The sequence below is a fragment of the Rhizobium lentis genome (assembly GCF_014200175.1).
GTDB classification, from domain to species: Bacteria; Pseudomonadota; Alphaproteobacteria; order Rhizobiales; family Rhizobiaceae; genus Rhizobium; species Rhizobium mulingense.
The window spans coordinates 13,058-27,689 of the sequence record NZ_JACHBD010000003.1 but is presented as its reverse complement, the minus strand read 5'-3'; the positions used below and the strand labels follow the sequence as shown (position 1 = coordinate 27,689).

Sequence of the window (14,632 nt, the reverse complement as noted above, 5' to 3'; positions counted from 1 at the left end):
AGGAGCTGACCAATGGCCAAGGCTACCAAGAAGGCTGAAGCGAAGACTGTCACGATCGAACAGATCGGCAGCCCGATTCGCCGTCCGGACGTCCAGCAGCGCACGCTGATCGGTCTCGGACTGAACAAGATGCACCGTCGCCGCACGCTGGAGGATACTCCTTCGGTTCGTGGCATGATCCGTGCTGTCCAGCATCTCGTTCGCGTCGTCGACGAGAAGTGAGACGGAGGAAACGCTCATGAAACTCAATGAAATCAAGGACAACGAAGGCTCGACCCACAGCCGCAAGCGCCTCGGCCGCGGTATCGGCTCGGGCTCGGGCAAGACCGGTGGTCGCGGTGTGAAGGGTCAGAAGTCCCGTTCCGGCGTCGCTATCAACGGCTTCGAAGGCGGCCAGATGCCGATCTATCGTCGCCTGCCGAAGCGCGGCTTCAACAATATCTTCGCTTCCGACTTCGTCGTCGTGTCGCTCGCCCGCATCCAGGCCGCGATCGACGCCGGCAAGCTCGATGCGAAGGCCACCGTTGACGCAGCCTCCCTCAAGGCTGCCGGCGTCATCCGCCGCGCCAAGGACGGCGTTCGCGTTCTCGCCGACGGCGAACTCAAGGCCAAGATCACCATCGTCGTCGCAGGCGCTTCCAAGCCTGCCGTCGAGAAGATCGAAAAGGCCGGCGGCAGCGTGACGCTGCTTTCGGCTCCTGTTGCAGCCGAATAATAATCTGATGATATGTCGCCCGGGGTGCTTCACACCGGGCGATTTTGCTCCCATATGTGGGCCTCACAAAATATCGGCTGGCGCGCTCGCGTCACGCCGGTAAGACTGGAAAACAAGGGTGAGGCATGGGGTTGCGCTGCAATCCGTTCCAAGCCCGGTTTTGAATAATTTTCATACTGATTCCGGGGCCGGCCTATCCCCCAGAGACGGCCGGAATTGGTAGCGCGGAGAATCGCATGGCTTCTGCAGCGGAACAATTGGCATCCAACCTCAATTTTTCGACCTTTGCCAAAGCCGAGGATTTGAAGAAGCGCTTGTGGTTCACACTGGCAGCTCTCCTCGTCTACAGGCTCGGCACCCATATTCCGCTTCCGGGCCTCAATCCCGAAGCCTACGCCCAGGCTTTCCGCGGCCAGGCAGGCGGCATTCTTGGCCTTTTCAACATGTTCTCGGGCGGCGCCGTTCAGCGTATGGCGATCTTCGCGCTGGGAATCATGCCCTATATCTCCGCCTCGATCATCGTGCAGCTCATGACCTCGGTCGTGCCGGCGCTCGAAAACCTGAAGAAGGAAGGCGAGCAGGGCCGCAAGATCATCAACCAGTATACCCGCTATGGCACCGTCATTCTCGGCGCACTGCAGGCCTATGGCATTGCCGCCGGCCTTGAGAGCGGCCAGGGCCTCGTCGTCGACCCGGGCTGGTTCTTCCGTCTATCCACCGTCCTGACGCTGCTCGGCGGCACGATGTTCCTGATGTGGCTCGGCGAGCAGATCACCTCGCGCGGCATCGGCAACGGCATTTCGCTGATCATCTTCGCCGGCATCGCCGCCGGTCTTCCCACGGCTCTGGCGGGCACGCTCGAACTCGGCCGAACCGGCGCGCTGTCGACGCCGCTGATCCTGCTCGTCATTCTCGTCGCAATCGGCGTCATCGGCGTTATCGTCTTCGTCGAACGTGCGCAGCGCCGGCTGCTGATCCAGTATCCGAAGCGCCAGGTCGGCAACCGCATGTTCCAGGGCGATACGTCGCATCTGCCGCTGAAGCTCAACACCTCGGGCGTCATCCCGGCGATCTTCGCGTCATCGCTGCTGCTGCTGCCGGCAACGGTCGCCGGCTTTGCCAGCACCACAGCAATGCCGGCCTGGGCAACGTCGATCGTTGCGGCGCTCGGTCATGGTCAGCCGCTCTATATGGTGCTCTATGCGGCGCTGATCGCCTTCTTCGCCTTCTTCTACACGGCCATCGTCTTCAATCCGAAGGATACGGCCGACAATCTGAAGAAGCACGGCGGCTTCATTCCCGGCATCCGTCCGGGTGAGCGCACAGCCGAATATATCGACTACGTGCTGACCCGCATTACGGTGATCGGCGCGATCTATCTCGTCTTCGTCTGCATCCTTCCGGAGATATTGGTGTCGCAAACCGGCATTCCATTATCCCTTGGTGGGACTTCGCTTTTGATCGTGGTTAGCGTAACTCTTGATACGGTTGCACAGATCCAGGGTCACCTGATCGCGCAGCAATACGAAGGCCTGATCAAGAAATCGAAGTTGCGTGGAGGAAAGAGGGGGCGATGAGACTTATCCTTTTGGGGCCGCCGGGCGCAGGTAAGGGAACCCAAGCCCAGCGGATCGTGGAAAAGCACGGCATTCCGCAGCTTTCCACGGGCGATATGCTGCGTGCGGCGGTCAATGCCGGTACGGAAGTGGGGAAGCGGGCGAAGGCCGTCATGGACGCCGGCAAGCTTGTCTCGGATGATATCGTCATCGCCATCGTTTCCGAGCGAATCGATCAGCCCGATTGCGCCAACGGCTTCATTCTCGATGGCTTTCCGAGGACGCTGGTCCAGGCGGACGCCACCGAGGCGATGCTCAAAGCTAAGGGACTCGACCTTTCGGTGGTTATCGAGTTTCGCGTCGACGACCAGGAACTCGTCCGCCGCGTGGATGGCCGTTACACCTGCGCTCAGTGCGGCACTGTCTATCATGACACGGACAAGGTTCCGGTTGAGGAAGGCGTGTGCGACAAGTGCGGTTCGACTCACTTCAAGCGTCGTCCTGACGACAACGCCGAGACGATGATCAAGCGTCTCGAGGTCTACTACAAGGAAACCTCGCCGCTGATCGGCTACTACTATGCCAAGGGCAAACTCAAGTCCGTCGACGGCATGGCGGAGATCGACCATGTGACAGCCGAGGTCGAATCCATTCTTTCCGAGCTTTAAGGCTTTGAAAATAAACTTGGCGGAGCGGTTGCTTTTCAGCACTGATTCCGCTAAACACCGCGCCAACTCGCGACATTCCATGCGATCGGCGCGGATTTCCCAAGGAAGTCCGGGTGCGGTCGTTTTGACATGTTGCGGACGTAAATCTGAACGAGCGGTTCCAAAGACCGCATAACGAAGCCCACTTGCCGGATGGCAACTGGAATGCAAGGAGAACAGGCGTGGCACGTATCGCTGGCGTCAACATCCCGACTGCAAAGCGCGTTGTTATCGCGCTGACCTACATTCACGGGATCGGTCCGAAATTCGCACAGGAAATCGTCGAGAAGGTCGGTATCCCGGCGGAACGTCGTGTGCATCAGCTGACTGACGCCGAAGTCCTTCAGATCCGCGAAGCCATCGACCGCGACTATCAGGTCGAGGGTGATCTTCGTCGCGATACCGCGATGAACATCAAGCGCCTGATGGACCTCGGCTGCTATCGCGGCCTGCGTCATCGCCGCGGCCTTCCGGTCCGCGGTCAGCGCACGCACACCAATGCCCGCACCCGCAAGGGTCCGGCAAAGGCAATCGCTGGCAAGAAGAAGTAATTTCCGGGAAACCGGGATGAGGGGGCTGGCGGTCTGCGCCGGCCTCTTTTGAGTTTGGAGCGGGACCATATAGGCGCCGTTCCGGTGTAGCCGCTGGTATTACGGCGGTGAAGAGATCAACGAAAGGAATAGCATGGCTAAGGAAGCCGTCCGCGTTCGCCGTCGCGAGCGCAAGAATATCTCGTCGGGTGTCGCTCACGTCAACTCGACCTTCAACAACACGATGATCACCATCACCGATGCGCAGGGCAATGCAATCGCCTGGTCGTCGGCTGGCGCCAAGGGCTTCAAGGGCTCGCGCAAGTCGACCCCGTTCGCCGCCCAGATCGCTGCCGAAGACTGCGCCAAGAAGGCCCAGGAGCACGGCATGAAGTCGCTGGAAGTCGAAGTCTGCGGTCCGGGTTCGGGTCGTGAATCGGCTCTGCGCGCGCTCCAGGCTGCGGGTTTCATGATCACGTCCATCCGTGACGTGACACCGATCCCGCACAATGGCTGCCGTCCGCGCAAGAAGCGCCGCGTCTGATCATCGCTATCGTCACCGGTGAGCGCCTTCGCGCTCCCGGTGGTTTTCAAGCTCGGTTGTCACGATTGGATGGTGGCAACGAACGGAAGGCAAACTCATGATTCAGAAGAACTGGCAGGAACTGATCAAGCCGAACAAGGTGGAGTTCTCCTCGAGCTCGCGCACCAGGGCGACGCTCGTTGCCGAACCGCTGGAGCGCGGCTTCGGCCTCACCCTAGGCAACGCGCTGCGCCGCGTTCTGCTCTCGTCGCTGCGCGGTGCCGCCGTCACGGCGGTGCAGATCGACGGCGTGCTGCATGAATTCTCCTCGATTCCGGGCGTCCGCGAAGACGTCACGGACATCGTGCTCAACATCAAGGAAATCGCCATCAAGATGGATGGCGACGACGCAAAGCGCATGGTCGTGCGCAAGCAGGGCCCGGGCGTTGTTACGGCTGGTGACATCCAGACGGTCGGCGATATCGAAATCCTCAACCCCGAGCATGTGATCTGCACGCTCGACGAGGGCGCCGAAATCCGCATGGAATTCACCGTCAACAACGGCAAGGGCTACGTTCCGGCCGAACGCAATCGTGCGGAAGATGCTCCGATCGGTCTCATCCCGGTCGACAGCCTTTATTCGCCGGTCAAGAAGGTGTCCTACAAGGTTGAAAACACCCGTGAAGGACAGGTTCTCGACTACGACAAGCTGAACATGACCATCGAAACCGATGGCTCGATCTCCGGCGAAGACGCCGTCGCTTTCGCGGCGCGCATCCTCCAGGATCAGCTTGGCGTCTTCGTCAACTTCGACGAGCCGCAGAAGGAAACCGAAGAGGAAGCAGTCACCGAACTCGCTTTCAACCCGGCTCTCCTGAAGAAGGTGGACGAACTCGAACTGTCGGTCCGTTCGGCAAACTGCCTGAAGAACGACAACATCGTCTACATCGGCGACCTCATTCAGAAGACCGAAGCAGAAATGCTCCGCACACCGAATTTTGGTCGCAAGTCGCTGAACGAAATCAAGGAAGTTCTCGCTTCCATGGGCCTGCACCTCGGCATGGAAGTGCCGGCATGGCCGCCCGAGAACATCGAAGATCTCGCCAAGCGTTACGAAGACCAATATTGAGAAAACAAAAGGCAGGCTCTTTCGACTGCCTTTCCCCGTCAAACAGCAGGCCGATCGCCTGCATGTGCCAGGAAACGGCAGGCCCACTTAGTGTAAGGGCACCTGCATTAAAGGAGAATAGCAATGCGCCATGGTAAAGCCGGCCGCAAGCTGAATAGAACTGCAAGCCACCGCAAGGCGATGTTCGCCAACATGGCGGCTTCGCTGATTACCCACGAGCAGATCGTCACGACCCTGCCGAAGGCCAAGGAAATCCGCCCGATCGTCGAGAAGCTCGTCACGCTCGGCAAGCGCGGCGACCTGCACGCTCGCCGTCAGGCGATTTCGCAGATCCGTGACGCCGCCGTCGTTTCGAAGCTGTTCGACACGATCGCAACGCGTTACGCCACCCGCAACGGCGGTTACCTGCGCATCATGAAGGCCGGCTTCCGCCAGGGCGACAATGCCGCCATGGCCGTGGTCGAATTCGTTGATCGCGACACCTTTGCCAAGGGCGCAGCCGACAAGGCCCGCGTCGCTGCCGAAGAGCAGGCCGTCGCTGCCTAAGATTTTCCGCTTTCGGAAAGCTGGAAAGCCGGGCCTTGTGCCCGGCTTTTTCGTGCCGGCATTTTTAATGAGTGAGCAGCGCCATGATCGACCACATAACCTCGCGGTGGGTGATTTGTCGAAGAGCAAGCTCTTCTACGAAAAGGCGTTCTTACCCCTGGGTTACCGGCTCACCTTCGGCAAGGAGAACGTCATCTTGGCCTTCGATATCGGCAATGGCTGCCTGTTCGAGATCCAGCAGGCGGATAGCCCGCCGCATCTGACTCGGATTCACATCGCTTTCAGGGCGCGCGGCAAGGGGGAGGTCGATGCCTTCCAAGCCGGTGCCAGGGATAACGGCGCTCCCCGCCCACGCCCGGAATACGCCCCCGATCATTACGCCTGCTTCGTACTGGATCCCGACGGTTACAATATCGAGGCGATGATCAATCAGCCGACAGTCGCAGCGTGAAAGGCGTCGTTTGACATATGCTCGGTCGCATTCAAGCCGGACGCTTCGCAGCCCTGCTGCTCATCATTGTTTTTGGTTTGACGCTGAGACGCTTCGGTTATGCAGCTGGTCTACCCTTCTTCCTCGTCAAATATGGTGGATCGCTGCTTTGGGGATCCATGGTTTATGTCCTGCTGGCGCTTGCCGTTACAGCTCTCACAGCAAGAATGCCGCCCGCAGGAATTGCAGTGTTAGCGCTGGCGGTTGCCATCTGCGTTGAATTCTTCCGGCTCTACCACACACCCGGGCTCGATGCATTTCGACTGACGACCGCCGGAGCCTTACTGCTTGGGCGCGTCTTCTCGCCCTGGAATATCTTGGCCTACGCGATCGGGATAGCTGCGGCCTATGCTTTTGATCCCGCACACAGGCCATCTTCGCCTGAGCGGCGTTAAACCGATTGTCGCGAAGCTGGTGAGCCCACGGGCCGTCCGCGCGACCCTCCTTGTGCTTTCTTCCGGCTGCGGGCGATCGGCCGCCAGGAGCGGTAAAGGATAAGGGCAATCATCAGCCCGACATAGATATATTGCTCGAGGTCGAGGATCTTGGTCGAAAGCGCGAAGTGCAGCGCCCCGCAGGCGGCGATGATGTAGGCCAGGCGATGCAGCCGGTTCCAGTTCGCACCGAGACGGCGGATCGAGAAGTTATTGGATGTCACCGCCAGGGGAACGAGCATGGCAAGCGCTGCCATGCCGAACATGATGAAAGGGCGCTTCAGCACGTCGTTGATGACTGCCTGGATATCCATCGCCTGGTCGAGCACCATATAGACGGTAAAGTGCATCAGCGCGTAGTAGAAGGTCAAAAGGCCGAGCGCGCGACGGTAGCGCAGATAATTCCAGCCGAACAGCTCGCGGGCAGGCGAGACGGCAAGTGTCGCGATCAGGAAGCGGATCGTCCAGATGCCGAGGAAGAGCTCGAAGGTCTTGACAGGGTCGGCGCCGAGCTGATCGGTCGCGCCGAGATAGAAGGTCCAGGCGGCCGGCAGGAGGCCCGCGACATAAAGCAGCCAGACGGAGGCGGGTTGCCAACGTTTCGGGATGGCGAGCGACAATTCTGCCATCAGAAATTCGCCTTCAGGTCCATGCCGGCATAAAGGCTCGCCACCTCGTCGGCATAACCGTTGAAGGGCAGGGTGGGGCGGCGGCTCGCGCCGAAGAAGCCGCTTTCGCCAATGCGCCTCTCGCTCGCCTGGCTCCAGCGCGGATGGTCGACGGCTGGATTGACGTTGGCGTAGAAGCCGTATTCCTGCGGATTGGTCACCTGCCAGGTGTTCTTCGGCTGCTGGTCGGTAAGGGTGATCCTGACGATCGACTTGATGCCCTTGAAGCCGTATTTCCACGGCACGACCAGGCGGATCGGCGCGCCGTTCTGGTTCGGCAGCGTTTCGCCATAGAGGCCGATGGCAAGCAGCGTCAGCGGATGGCGCGCTTCGTCGAGCCGCAGGCCTTCGACATAGGGCCAGTCGAGCGACTGGAAGAAACCCTTCTGTCCCGGCATCTCGTCCGGCCGCACGACGGTTTCGAAGGCGACGTATTTGGCGCTGCCGAGCGGCTCCACCTTGTCGAGCAGCGATGCCAGCGGAAAGCCGTCCCAGGGAATGACCATCGACCAGGCTTCGACGCAGCGCATCCGATAGGTGCGCTCCTCGATCGGGAATTCCTTCATCAGCGCTTCGAGGTCGAAGGTGCCGGGTTTGTTGACCATGCCGTCGACCTTGACCGTCCAGGGCCGCGGCTTGAAGTCGCCGCAATTCGCTGCGGGATCGCCCTTGTCGAGGCCGAACTCATAAAAATTGTTGTAGGTGGTGACGTCCTTGAGCGGCGTCGGCTTCTCGTCGACCTTATACTTGCTCTCGACGGCCGAAAGGGCGGCCGCGCTCGCCTTGCCGGCGCCATAAAGCGCCATGGCACCGAGCGTTGCAGCACCGAGGAATTCCCGGCGGTGCATATAGATCTGGCGTGGCGTGATCTCCGACGAGGCGATCTTCGGGGGGCGGTAGCTTGGCATGTCGAAACCTCCAGAGCGGATTTCTTGAATATAGTTCTTAAACGCACCGCCCGCATGTTCGGATTAATGTCTATGCCTTGAATCTCGCCGACGGGAAGCCAATTTTTTGTGTTCGGCTGTGATGGAATAGGCTGTAACCAAACCGCGCGCCGAACCGTATATCATCGATGGCGCCCAAGGCGCTCCTTCCGCAGCGTACCGGATTTGACCTTGCCGGTAGTGACAGCCCCTGTCGATTGGATTAGGACAATTGCAAAAGGCAGCGTTCGCCCGGCCCGCAGGCTTCATGCCGCTTCGCTTCGCCTGATCATTTCCGACACGTCGAGGAAGACACCGATGCCAGCTTACCGTTCCAGAACCACGACCCACGGCCGCAACATGGCAGGCGCGCGCGGCCTTTGGCGCGCCACGGGCATGAAGGATTCGGATTTCGGCAAGCCGATCATCGCGGTGGTGAATTCTTTCACGCAGTTCGTGCCCGGCCACGTGCACCTCAAGGATCTCGGCCAGCTCGTCGCCCGCGAAATCGAGGCGGCCGGCGGTGTCGCCAAGGAATTCAACACGATCGCCGTCGACGACGGCATCGCCATGGGCCATGACGGCATGCTCTATTCGCTGCCGTCGCGCGAGCTCATCGCCGACAGCGTCGAATACATGGTCAATGCCCATTGCGCCGATGCCATGGTTTGCATTTCTAACTGCGACAAGATAACCCCCGGCATGCTGATGGCGTCGCTGCGCCTCAATATCCCGACCGTCTTTGTCTCGGGCGGCCCGATGGAAGCCGGCAAGGTTGTCCTGCACGGCAAAACCCATGCGCTCGATCTCGTCGACGCCATGGTCGCCGCGGCCGACGACAAGATCTCCGACGAAGACGTCAAGGTCATCGAGCGTTCCGCCTGTCCGACCTGCGGTTCCTGCTCCGGCATGTTCACCGCCAATTCCATGAACTGCCTGACCGAAGCGCTCGGCCTGTCGCTGCCCGGCAACGGTTCGACGCTTGCCACCCATGCCGACCGAAAGCGGCTCTTCGTCGAAGCTGGCCACTTGGTCGTCGATCTCGCCCGCCGCTATTACGAGCAGGACGACATCACGGCGCTGCCGCGCACCATCGCTTCCAAGCAGGCCTTCGAGAACGCCATGGCCCTCGACATCGCCATGGGCGGTTCGACCAACACCGTCCTGCATATCCTGGCCGCCGCCCATGAAGGCGAGGTCGATTTCACCATGGCCGATATCGATGCGCTATCGCGCCGCGTGCCGTGCCTTTCGAAGGTCGCACCCGCCAAGAGCGACGTGCATATGGAAGACGTCCACCGCGCCGGCGGCATAATGTCGATTCTCGGCGAACTCGACAAGGGCGGTCTGTTGAACCGCGATTGCCCGACCGTCCATGCCGAGACGCTGGGCGACGCCATCGACCGCTGGGATATCACCCGCACCAACAGCGACACTGTCCGCAATTTCTATCGCGCAGCTCCCGGCGGCATCCCCACCCAGGTCGCCTTCAGCCAGGAAGCCCGCTGGGACGATCTCGACACGGATCGCCAGAACGGCGTCATCCGTTCGGTCGAGCACCCCTTCTCGAAAGACGGCGGCCTTGCCGTGCTCAAGGGCAACCTCGCGGTCGACGGCTGTATCGTCAAGACGGCCGGCGTCGATGAATCGATCCTTAAATTCTCCGGTCCGGCAAGGGTCTTCGAAAGCCAGGATGCATCCGTGAAGGCGATCCTCGCCAACGAAGTCAAGGCCGGCGACGTCGTCGTCATCCGCTATGAAGGCCCGAAGGGCGGCCCCGGCATGCAGGAAATGCTCTATCCGACGAGCTATCTGAAATCGAAGGGCCTCGGCAAGGCCTGTGCGCTGATCACCGATGGCCGCTTCTCCGGCGGCACATCGGGCCTCTCGATCGGCCATGTCTCGCCGGAAGCGGCCAATGGCGGCACGATCGGCTTGGTGCGCGAAGGTGACATGATCGACATTGACATCCCGAACCGCACCATCAGCCTGCGCGTCAGCGAAGCCGAGCTTGCCGCCCGCCGCGCCGAGCAGGATGGCAAAGGCTGGCATCCCACAGAAGTCCGCAAGCGCAACGTCACCACGGCGCTGAAGGCCTACGCCGCTTTCGCGACGAGCGCCGATCGCGGTGCTGTGCGCGATCTGAACGCCCGCTAATTGCCCGAATCCATCAACTGCTCTGTCGACCGGTCGCTTTCAAAGCGGCCGGTTGATGTTTTTATAGGTCTCGCCGAGCTGCTTCAGCCGCTCCTCATAGGCGGCCTTGAGGCAGGCGGCATCAGCCCCGCATTCCTGCCGCTTCTTCAGCCAGGCCGTCTGCTCGTCCTGCAATGTCCCACGTGAGCCCATGGCCAGCAGGCCGGAGAGCAGCTCGAAGGTCGTCGCCATCTTCACGTCGGCATCGTTGAGGGCGCGGTTGTCGCAGATTGTCTCTTCGTCCGGCTTCAATTCTTTCGCATCGCAGTCGAAGCTTGCCGCCTGCGCCATGACCGACGCGAAGATTGCAGCTGCAAAACCAAGGGCTCCCGTCATTGCTCTCGTTGTCATCATTCAAAGTCTCCTTGCCGCCGATCAGACCAGCTTGCGCACTGCCAGAGCCAGGAAGATGATGCAGGCAAGCCAGACGACAAGGATGAAGATCAGGCCGCTCCGGCCGGAAGGGCGTTCGATGCGTCTTGCGGCTTCTTCGCGAAGCTCGCGCATCAAGTCGGGCGGAACAAGCCACGTCGCCAGCAGGATGCCGAGCGGCACGATGACGAGATCATCGAGATAGCCGAGCACGGGAATGAAATCCGGGATGAGATCGACCGGCGACAGGGCATAGGCCGCGACGGCGCCCGCCACTGCTTTTGCATACCAAGGCACCCTGGCATCGCGCGCACCAAGCCACAGGGCGACAATGTCACGCTTCAGTGACTTCGCCCAGATTTTGGTTTTTGATATCAGCTGCATGGCCAATCTCCTGAATCGAATTCGTAAGGCCTTCAAGCAAAATCTCTTGAGCTCTTCGGTTGCCTTATTCGTCCATGCTTCCGCCCTCTTTCCTTTCTAGCGTCGGACGCTAAAACAATTTTTCTAGAGGATTCAAAAGGGATATCCATGCAAGGCCTGTTCAAACACGCCTCCCTCTCGCTGCTCGCTCTGACGCTCCTTCTGCCGGCCGCAGCGCAGGCGGAGACTGCAAAGACGGTACCCGAGAGCCAGATGCAGATGCAGCTCTCCTTCGCGCCGCTGGTCAAGCAGACATCGGGCGCTGTCGTCAATGTCTATGCGGAAAAGACCATCCAGCGCCAGTCGCCCTTTGCCGGCGATCCCTTCTTCGAGCAGTTTTTCGGCCAGCAGATGCCGAACCGCTCGGAAAAGCAGTCCTCGCTCGGCTCGGGCGTCATTGTCGAGGCGAACGGCACTGTCGTGACCAACAATCACGTCGTCGAGGGCGCTGACGATATAAAGGTGGCGTTGTCTGATGGCCGTGAATTCCCCTGCAAGGTGGTGCTGCGCGACGACCGCGTCGACCTCGCCGTGCTGAAAATCGATAGCAAAGCGAACTTCCCGACACTGCCGATCGGCAACTCCGATGCGGTCGAAGTCGGCGATCTCGTGCTGGCGATCGGTAATCCTTTCGGTGTCGGCCAGACGGTGACGAGCGGCATCGTTTCGGCGCTTGCGCGTAACCAGGTCGTCAGGAACGAGTTCGGATTCTTCATCCAGACCGATGCCTCAATCAACCCCGGCAATTCCGGTGGCGCGCTGATGAACATGAAAGGCGAGCTGATCGGTATCAACACTGCGATCTTTTCGCGCGGCGGCGGCTCGAACGGCATCGGCTTTGCCATCCCCGCCAACCTCGTCAAGGTCTTCCTTGCTTCCGCTGATGCGGGTGTCAAATCCTTCGAGCGGCCCTATGTCGGCGCGAGCTTCGATGCCGTAACCTCCGAAGTCGCAGAGGCACTCGGGCTCGATAAGGTCCGCGGCGCGTTGGTGGTGAAGGTCTCCGAGGGCGGGCCGGCCGCAAAGGCTGGGCTCAAGGCGGGCCAGATCGTCACATCAGTCAACGGCATCTCCGTCGAGCACCCGGATGCATTGCTCTATCGGCTGACGACGGCTGGCCTCGGCAGGTCGGTCAATCTGACAGTCATCGAAAACGGGCGCGAGGAGCAGCTGTCGCTGGCGCTCGACCGTGCGCCGGAAAGCTCGCCGCGCGACCAGCGCCTCATCGGCGGACGCACGCCCTTTAGCGGCGCCGTTGTCGAAAACCTGTCGCCGCGTGTCGCCGACGAGCTTCGCATGCCTTCGGAATCGGCCGGCGTCGTCGTCGCGGACGTCAAGGAGGACTCGCCGGCCGCCCGCCTCGGCTTCGAGCCCAAGGACATCATCGTCTCGATCAACGGCACGGAAGTGAAATCCACCAAAGAACTGGCCGAAATCGCCAGCAGCGACCCCGGCCTCTGGCGGGTTGAGATCGAGCGCGACGGTCAGCGCATCCGGCAATTCTTCCGATGAGCAACGATCTCTTCGCGCCGCGTGTTCCGGAAGAGGTGGCCGCCAAACGGCCGCTTGCCGACCGGTTGCGGCCGAAGACGCTTGCCGACGTCACCGGTCAGGAACATCTGACCGGTGAGGATGGCGTGCTGAAGCGGATGATCGAGAGCGGTTCGCTCGGCTCGATGATCTTCTGGGGTCCGCCCGGCACCGGCAAGACGACAGTGGCGCGGCTGCTGTCCGGCGAGGCGGGGCTGGCCTTCGAGCAGATATCGGCGATCTTTTCCGGCGTCGCCGATCTGAAGAAGGTGTTTGAGACTGCCCGCCTGCGCCGCATGGACGGGCGTCAGACGCTGCTCTTCGTCGACGAGATCCATCGTTTCAACCGCGCCCAGCAGGACAGCTTCCTGCCTGTTATGGAGGATGGCACCGTCATCCTCGTCGGCGCCACGACCGAAAACCCGTCCTTCGAGCTCAATGCCGCTCTTTTGTCGCGCGCCCGCGTGCTGACCTTCAAATCGCATGACGAAGAAAGCCTGGAGGAATTGCTGAAGCGCGCCGAGGCGATCGAGCAGAAGCCGCTGCCGCTGACGGAGGAAGCGCGCGCCAGCCTGATCCGCATGGCCGACGGCGACGGCCGCGCGGTGCTGACGCTCGCAGAGGAGGTCTGGCGCGCGACGCGCGAAGGCGAGACCTTCGATACCGAAGGCCTGACGCGCATCGTTCAACGCCGCGCTCCGGTCTATGACAAGGCGCAGGACGGCCACTACAACCTGATCTCGGCACTGCATAAATCCGTGCGCGGCTCGGACCCCGACGCCGCCCTCTATTATCTCGCCCGCATGTTCGATGTCGGCGAGGATCCGCTCTATCTCGGCCGGCGGCTGGTGCGCATGGCGGTGGAGGATATCGGTCTTGCCGATCCGCAGGCGCTGGTGATCTGCAACGCCGCCAAGGATGCCTATGACTATCTCGGCTCGCCGGAAGGGGAGCTGGCGCTGGCCCAAGCCTGCGTCTATCTCGCCACCGCGCCGAAATCGAACGCCGTCTACACCGCCTTCAAGGCGGCAAGCCAGGCCGCAAAGCAGAACGGCTCGCTGCTGCCGCCGAAGCACATCCTCAACGCGCCGACCAAGCTGATGAAAGGCGAGGGGTATGGCGAAGGTTATCGCTACGACCATGACGAGCCCGACGCCTTTTCCGGCCAGGACTATTTCCCGGAGAAAATGGGCCGGCAGACCTTCTACGATCCGCCGGAACGCGGCTTCGAGCGTGAGATCCGCAAGCGGCTGGAATGGTGGGCGAAGCTTCGCAAGGAGCGCAATCCGCGCTGAGCCGTCTGAACGTCAGGAGGACCGCGCCGTCTTCTGATTGGCTGGCGCGGCGATCACCTTGACGGTGGATTCCGCCAGCCCGTGATGACCTTCCATATCGACGACGACATGCCAATGACCGCTTTCCGGAACGGCAAGCTTGACCGGCGATTTGCGCGCCACGCCGCCGATATATTTGAAATCGAGAACCTCGGTGAAGAGTTGGAAGTTCGGCGCCGTCATCAGCCGCACATTGTTCACCGCATTCAACGACACCTCGACGATCGTCCCGGCGCGTTGTTCCCTAAGATCGTAATGGGTGAAGCGGAAATTCGGTTTCGGCATCGGTCTCGCGCTGTCTGAAGTCTCTGCGCCGAGATTTTACCAGCAAGCCGGTTAAAGAAAAGTTGGACTTCGGCCGTTCGGCCGGTCTGCGTTTTGCCGGCGCAATGCGCTTTTCAAGCATCTGCCGGCCGCCGCGCCTGACACTGCGTGGGCGGAGAGGGTGGAAGGCGGAGATATTTCGCATGGCTTTGAACTTTGCAGTGATGGCGAGAGTCTACTGCCGGCCGCGATAGGAAATCCATTCGGGGCGAGGGGAGAAATATAGAAA

The 14,632-nt window shown here is 60.9% G+C and carries 17 protein-coding genes and 1 pseudogene; 13 read left to right on the top strand and 5 right to left on the bottom strand.

What is annotated here, in order from left to right; translation table 11 throughout:
• Nucleotides 1-12: 12 nt before the first annotated feature.
• From rpmD to GGI60_RS08215, 10 genes and pseudogenes are all read left to right on the top strand, one after another.
• On the top strand, nucleotides 13-222 hold the full coding sequence (rpmD, locus tag GGI60_RS08260) for a 50S ribosomal protein L30 (RefSeq protein WP_003547566.1): 210 nt from the start codon (nucleotides 13-15) through the stop codon (nucleotides 220-222).
• A gap of 16 nt (nucleotides 223-238) precedes the next feature.
• Nucleotides 239-715 carry a 50S ribosomal protein L15 gene (gene rplO / locus GGI60_RS08255; RefSeq protein ID WP_168301514.1) on the top strand — a complete coding sequence of 159 codons (477 nt, stop codon included), beginning with the start codon at nucleotides 239-241 and terminating at the stop codon, nucleotides 713-715.
• 236 nt (nucleotides 716-951) lie between these two features.
• A complete protein-coding gene (gene secY, locus GGI60_RS08250) occupies nucleotides 952-2,292 on the top strand; it encodes a preprotein translocase subunit SecY (RefSeq protein ID WP_183914750.1) in 1,341 nt (446 codons plus the stop codon).
• Nucleotides 2,289-2,939: an adenylate kinase gene (locus GGI60_RS08245; RefSeq protein WP_183914748.1), complete on the top strand. Its 651-nt coding sequence runs from the start codon at nucleotides 2,289-2,291 to the stop codon at nucleotides 2,937-2,939. Before secY ends, GGI60_RS08245 begins: the two co-directional genes overlap by 4 nt.
• 221 nt (nucleotides 2,940-3,160) lie before the next feature.
• Nucleotides 3,161-3,529: a 30S ribosomal protein S13 gene (gene rpsM, locus GGI60_RS08240; protein ID WP_003573772.1), complete on the top strand. Its 369-nt coding sequence runs from the start codon at nucleotides 3,161-3,163 to the stop codon at nucleotides 3,527-3,529.
• Between the two features lie 133 nt (nucleotides 3,530-3,662).
• Nucleotides 3,663-4,052 carry a 30S ribosomal protein S11 gene (rpsK, locus tag GGI60_RS08235; protein WP_003547577.1) on the top strand — a complete coding sequence of 130 codons (390 nt, stop codon included), beginning with the start codon at nucleotides 3,663-3,665 and terminating at the stop codon, nucleotides 4,050-4,052.
• A 97-nt stretch (nucleotides 4,053-4,149) separates the two neighbouring features.
• Complete coding sequence (locus GGI60_RS08230; RefSeq protein WP_183914746.1) at nucleotides 4,150-5,160, top strand: DNA-directed RNA polymerase subunit alpha; 1,011 nt, start codon at nucleotides 4,150-4,152, stop codon at nucleotides 5,158-5,160.
• Between the two features lie 123 nt (nucleotides 5,161-5,283).
• Complete coding sequence (gene rplQ, locus GGI60_RS08225) at nucleotides 5,284-5,706, top strand: 50S ribosomal protein L17 (protein ID WP_003573769.1); 423 nt, start codon at nucleotides 5,284-5,286, stop codon at nucleotides 5,704-5,706.
• Nucleotides 5,707-5,789: 83 nt separating this feature from the next.
• Nucleotides 5,790-6,157, top strand: a pseudogene (locus tag GGI60_RS08220) (VOC family protein).
• Between the two features lie 17 nt (nucleotides 6,158-6,174).
• Nucleotides 6,175-6,591 carry a DUF2809 domain-containing protein gene (locus GGI60_RS08215; protein ID WP_183914744.1) on the top strand — a complete coding sequence of 139 codons (417 nt, stop codon included), beginning with the start codon at nucleotides 6,175-6,177 and terminating at the stop codon, nucleotides 6,589-6,591.
• Here the strand turns inward: GGI60_RS08215 and msrQ are convergent.
• Nucleotides 6,588-7,259, bottom strand: coding sequence for a protein-methionine-sulfoxide reductase heme-binding subunit MsrQ (gene msrQ / locus GGI60_RS08210; RefSeq protein ID WP_183914742.1), 672 nt, complete (start codon nucleotides 7,257-7,259; stop codon nucleotides 6,588-6,590). The genes GGI60_RS08215 and msrQ overlap by 4 nt on opposite strands.
• Nucleotides 7,259-8,206 carry a protein-methionine-sulfoxide reductase catalytic subunit MsrP gene (gene msrP / locus GGI60_RS08205; RefSeq protein ID WP_183914740.1) on the bottom strand — a complete coding sequence of 316 codons (948 nt, stop codon included), beginning with the start codon at nucleotides 8,204-8,206 and terminating at the stop codon, nucleotides 7,259-7,261. The genes msrQ and msrP overlap by 1 nt, the downstream gene beginning before the upstream one ends.
• A 336-nt stretch (nucleotides 8,207-8,542) precedes the next feature.
• Here msrP and ilvD point away from each other — a divergent pair, with 336 nt between their 5' ends.
• Nucleotides 8,543-10,381, top strand: a complete 1,839-nt coding sequence (ilvD, locus tag GGI60_RS08200) for a dihydroxy-acid dehydratase (protein WP_183914738.1) — start codon at nucleotides 8,543-8,545, stop codon at nucleotides 10,379-10,381.
• A 39-nt stretch (nucleotides 10,382-10,420) separates the two neighbouring features.
• Here ilvD and GGI60_RS08195 read toward each other — a convergent pair whose 3' ends face one another.
• A complete protein-coding gene (locus tag GGI60_RS08195) occupies nucleotides 10,421-10,774 on the bottom strand; it encodes a lysozyme inhibitor LprI family protein (protein WP_183914736.1) in 354 nt (117 codons plus the stop codon).
• Between the two features lie 21 nt (nucleotides 10,775-10,795).
• Nucleotides 10,796-11,176 (bottom strand): YkvA family protein, encoded by a 381-nt coding sequence (locus GGI60_RS08190; protein ID WP_183914734.1) that lies wholly within the window; start codon nucleotides 11,174-11,176, stop codon nucleotides 10,796-10,798.
• A 147-nt stretch (nucleotides 11,177-11,323) separates the two neighbouring features.
• Between GGI60_RS08190 and GGI60_RS08185 the strand changes: the two genes are divergently transcribed.
• Both GGI60_RS08185 and GGI60_RS08180 read left to right on the top strand, forming a co-directional pair.
• Nucleotides 11,324-12,727 carry a DegQ family serine endoprotease gene (locus GGI60_RS08185; RefSeq protein WP_183914732.1) on the top strand — a complete coding sequence of 468 codons (1,404 nt, stop codon included), beginning with the start codon at nucleotides 11,324-11,326 and terminating at the stop codon, nucleotides 12,725-12,727.
• A complete protein-coding gene (locus GGI60_RS08180; RefSeq protein WP_183914730.1) occupies nucleotides 12,724-14,040 on the top strand; it encodes a replication-associated recombination protein A in 1,317 nt (438 codons plus the stop codon). Before GGI60_RS08185 ends, GGI60_RS08180 begins: the two co-directional genes overlap by 4 nt.
• Nucleotides 14,041-14,052: 12 nt before the next feature.
• On the opposite strand, the gene GGI60_RS08175 is transcribed toward GGI60_RS08180, so the two are convergent.
• Nucleotides 14,053-14,364: a DUF1883 domain-containing protein gene (locus GGI60_RS08175; protein WP_183914728.1), complete on the bottom strand. Its 312-nt coding sequence runs from the start codon at nucleotides 14,362-14,364 to the stop codon at nucleotides 14,053-14,055.
• Between the last annotated feature and the right edge of the window lie 268 nt (nucleotides 14,365-14,632).

Excerpts from the sequence above, each read along its gene's own strand:
- GGI60_RS08180 (WP_183914730.1), top strand. The coding sequence starts at position 12,724 with ATGAGCAACGATCTCTTCGCGCCGCGTGTTCCGGAAGAGGTGGCCGCC.
- GGI60_RS08195 (WP_183914736.1), bottom strand. The coding sequence starts at position 10,774 with ATGATGACAACGAGAGCAATGACGGGAGCCCTTGGTTTTGCAGCTGCA.
- GGI60_RS08185 (WP_183914732.1), top strand. The coding sequence starts at position 11,324 with ATGCAAGGCCTGTTCAAACACGCCTCCCTCTCGCTGCTCGCTCTGACG.
- rpmD (WP_003547566.1), top strand. The coding sequence starts at position 13 with ATGGCCAAGGCTACCAAGAAGGCTGAAGCGAAGACTGTCACGATCGAA.
- secY (WP_183914750.1), top strand. The coding sequence starts at position 952 with ATGGCTTCTGCAGCGGAACAATTGGCATCCAACCTCAATTTTTCGACC.
- rplQ (WP_003573769.1), top strand. The coding sequence starts at position 5,284 with ATGCGCCATGGTAAAGCCGGCCGCAAGCTGAATAGAACTGCAAGCCAC.
- GGI60_RS08215 (WP_183914744.1), top strand. The coding sequence starts at position 6,175 with ATGCTCGGTCGCATTCAAGCCGGACGCTTCGCAGCCCTGCTGCTCATC.
- rplO (WP_168301514.1), top strand. The coding sequence starts at position 239 with ATGAAACTCAATGAAATCAAGGACAACGAAGGCTCGACCCACAGCCGC.
- ilvD (WP_183914738.1), top strand. The coding sequence starts at position 8,543 with ATGCCAGCTTACCGTTCCAGAACCACGACCCACGGCCGCAACATGGCA.
- GGI60_RS08190 (WP_183914734.1), bottom strand. The coding sequence starts at position 11,176 with ATGCAGCTGATATCAAAAACCAAAATCTGGGCGAAGTCACTGAAGCGT.
- msrP (WP_183914740.1), bottom strand. The coding sequence starts at position 8,206 with ATGCCAAGCTACCGCCCCCCGAAGATCGCCTCGTCGGAGATCACGCCA.
- GGI60_RS08230 (WP_183914746.1), top strand. The coding sequence starts at position 4,150 with ATGATTCAGAAGAACTGGCAGGAACTGATCAAGCCGAACAAGGTGGAG.
- msrQ (WP_183914742.1), bottom strand. The coding sequence starts at position 7,259 with ATGGCAGAATTGTCGCTCGCCATCCCGAAACGTTGGCAACCCGCCTCC.
- GGI60_RS08175 (WP_183914728.1), bottom strand. The coding sequence starts at position 14,364 with ATGCCGAAACCGAATTTCCGCTTCACCCATTACGATCTTAGGGAACAA.
- GGI60_RS08245 (WP_183914748.1), top strand. The coding sequence starts at position 2,289 with ATGAGACTTATCCTTTTGGGGCCGCCGGGCGCAGGTAAGGGAACCCAA.
- rpsK (WP_003547577.1), top strand. The coding sequence starts at position 3,663 with ATGGCTAAGGAAGCCGTCCGCGTTCGCCGTCGCGAGCGCAAGAATATC.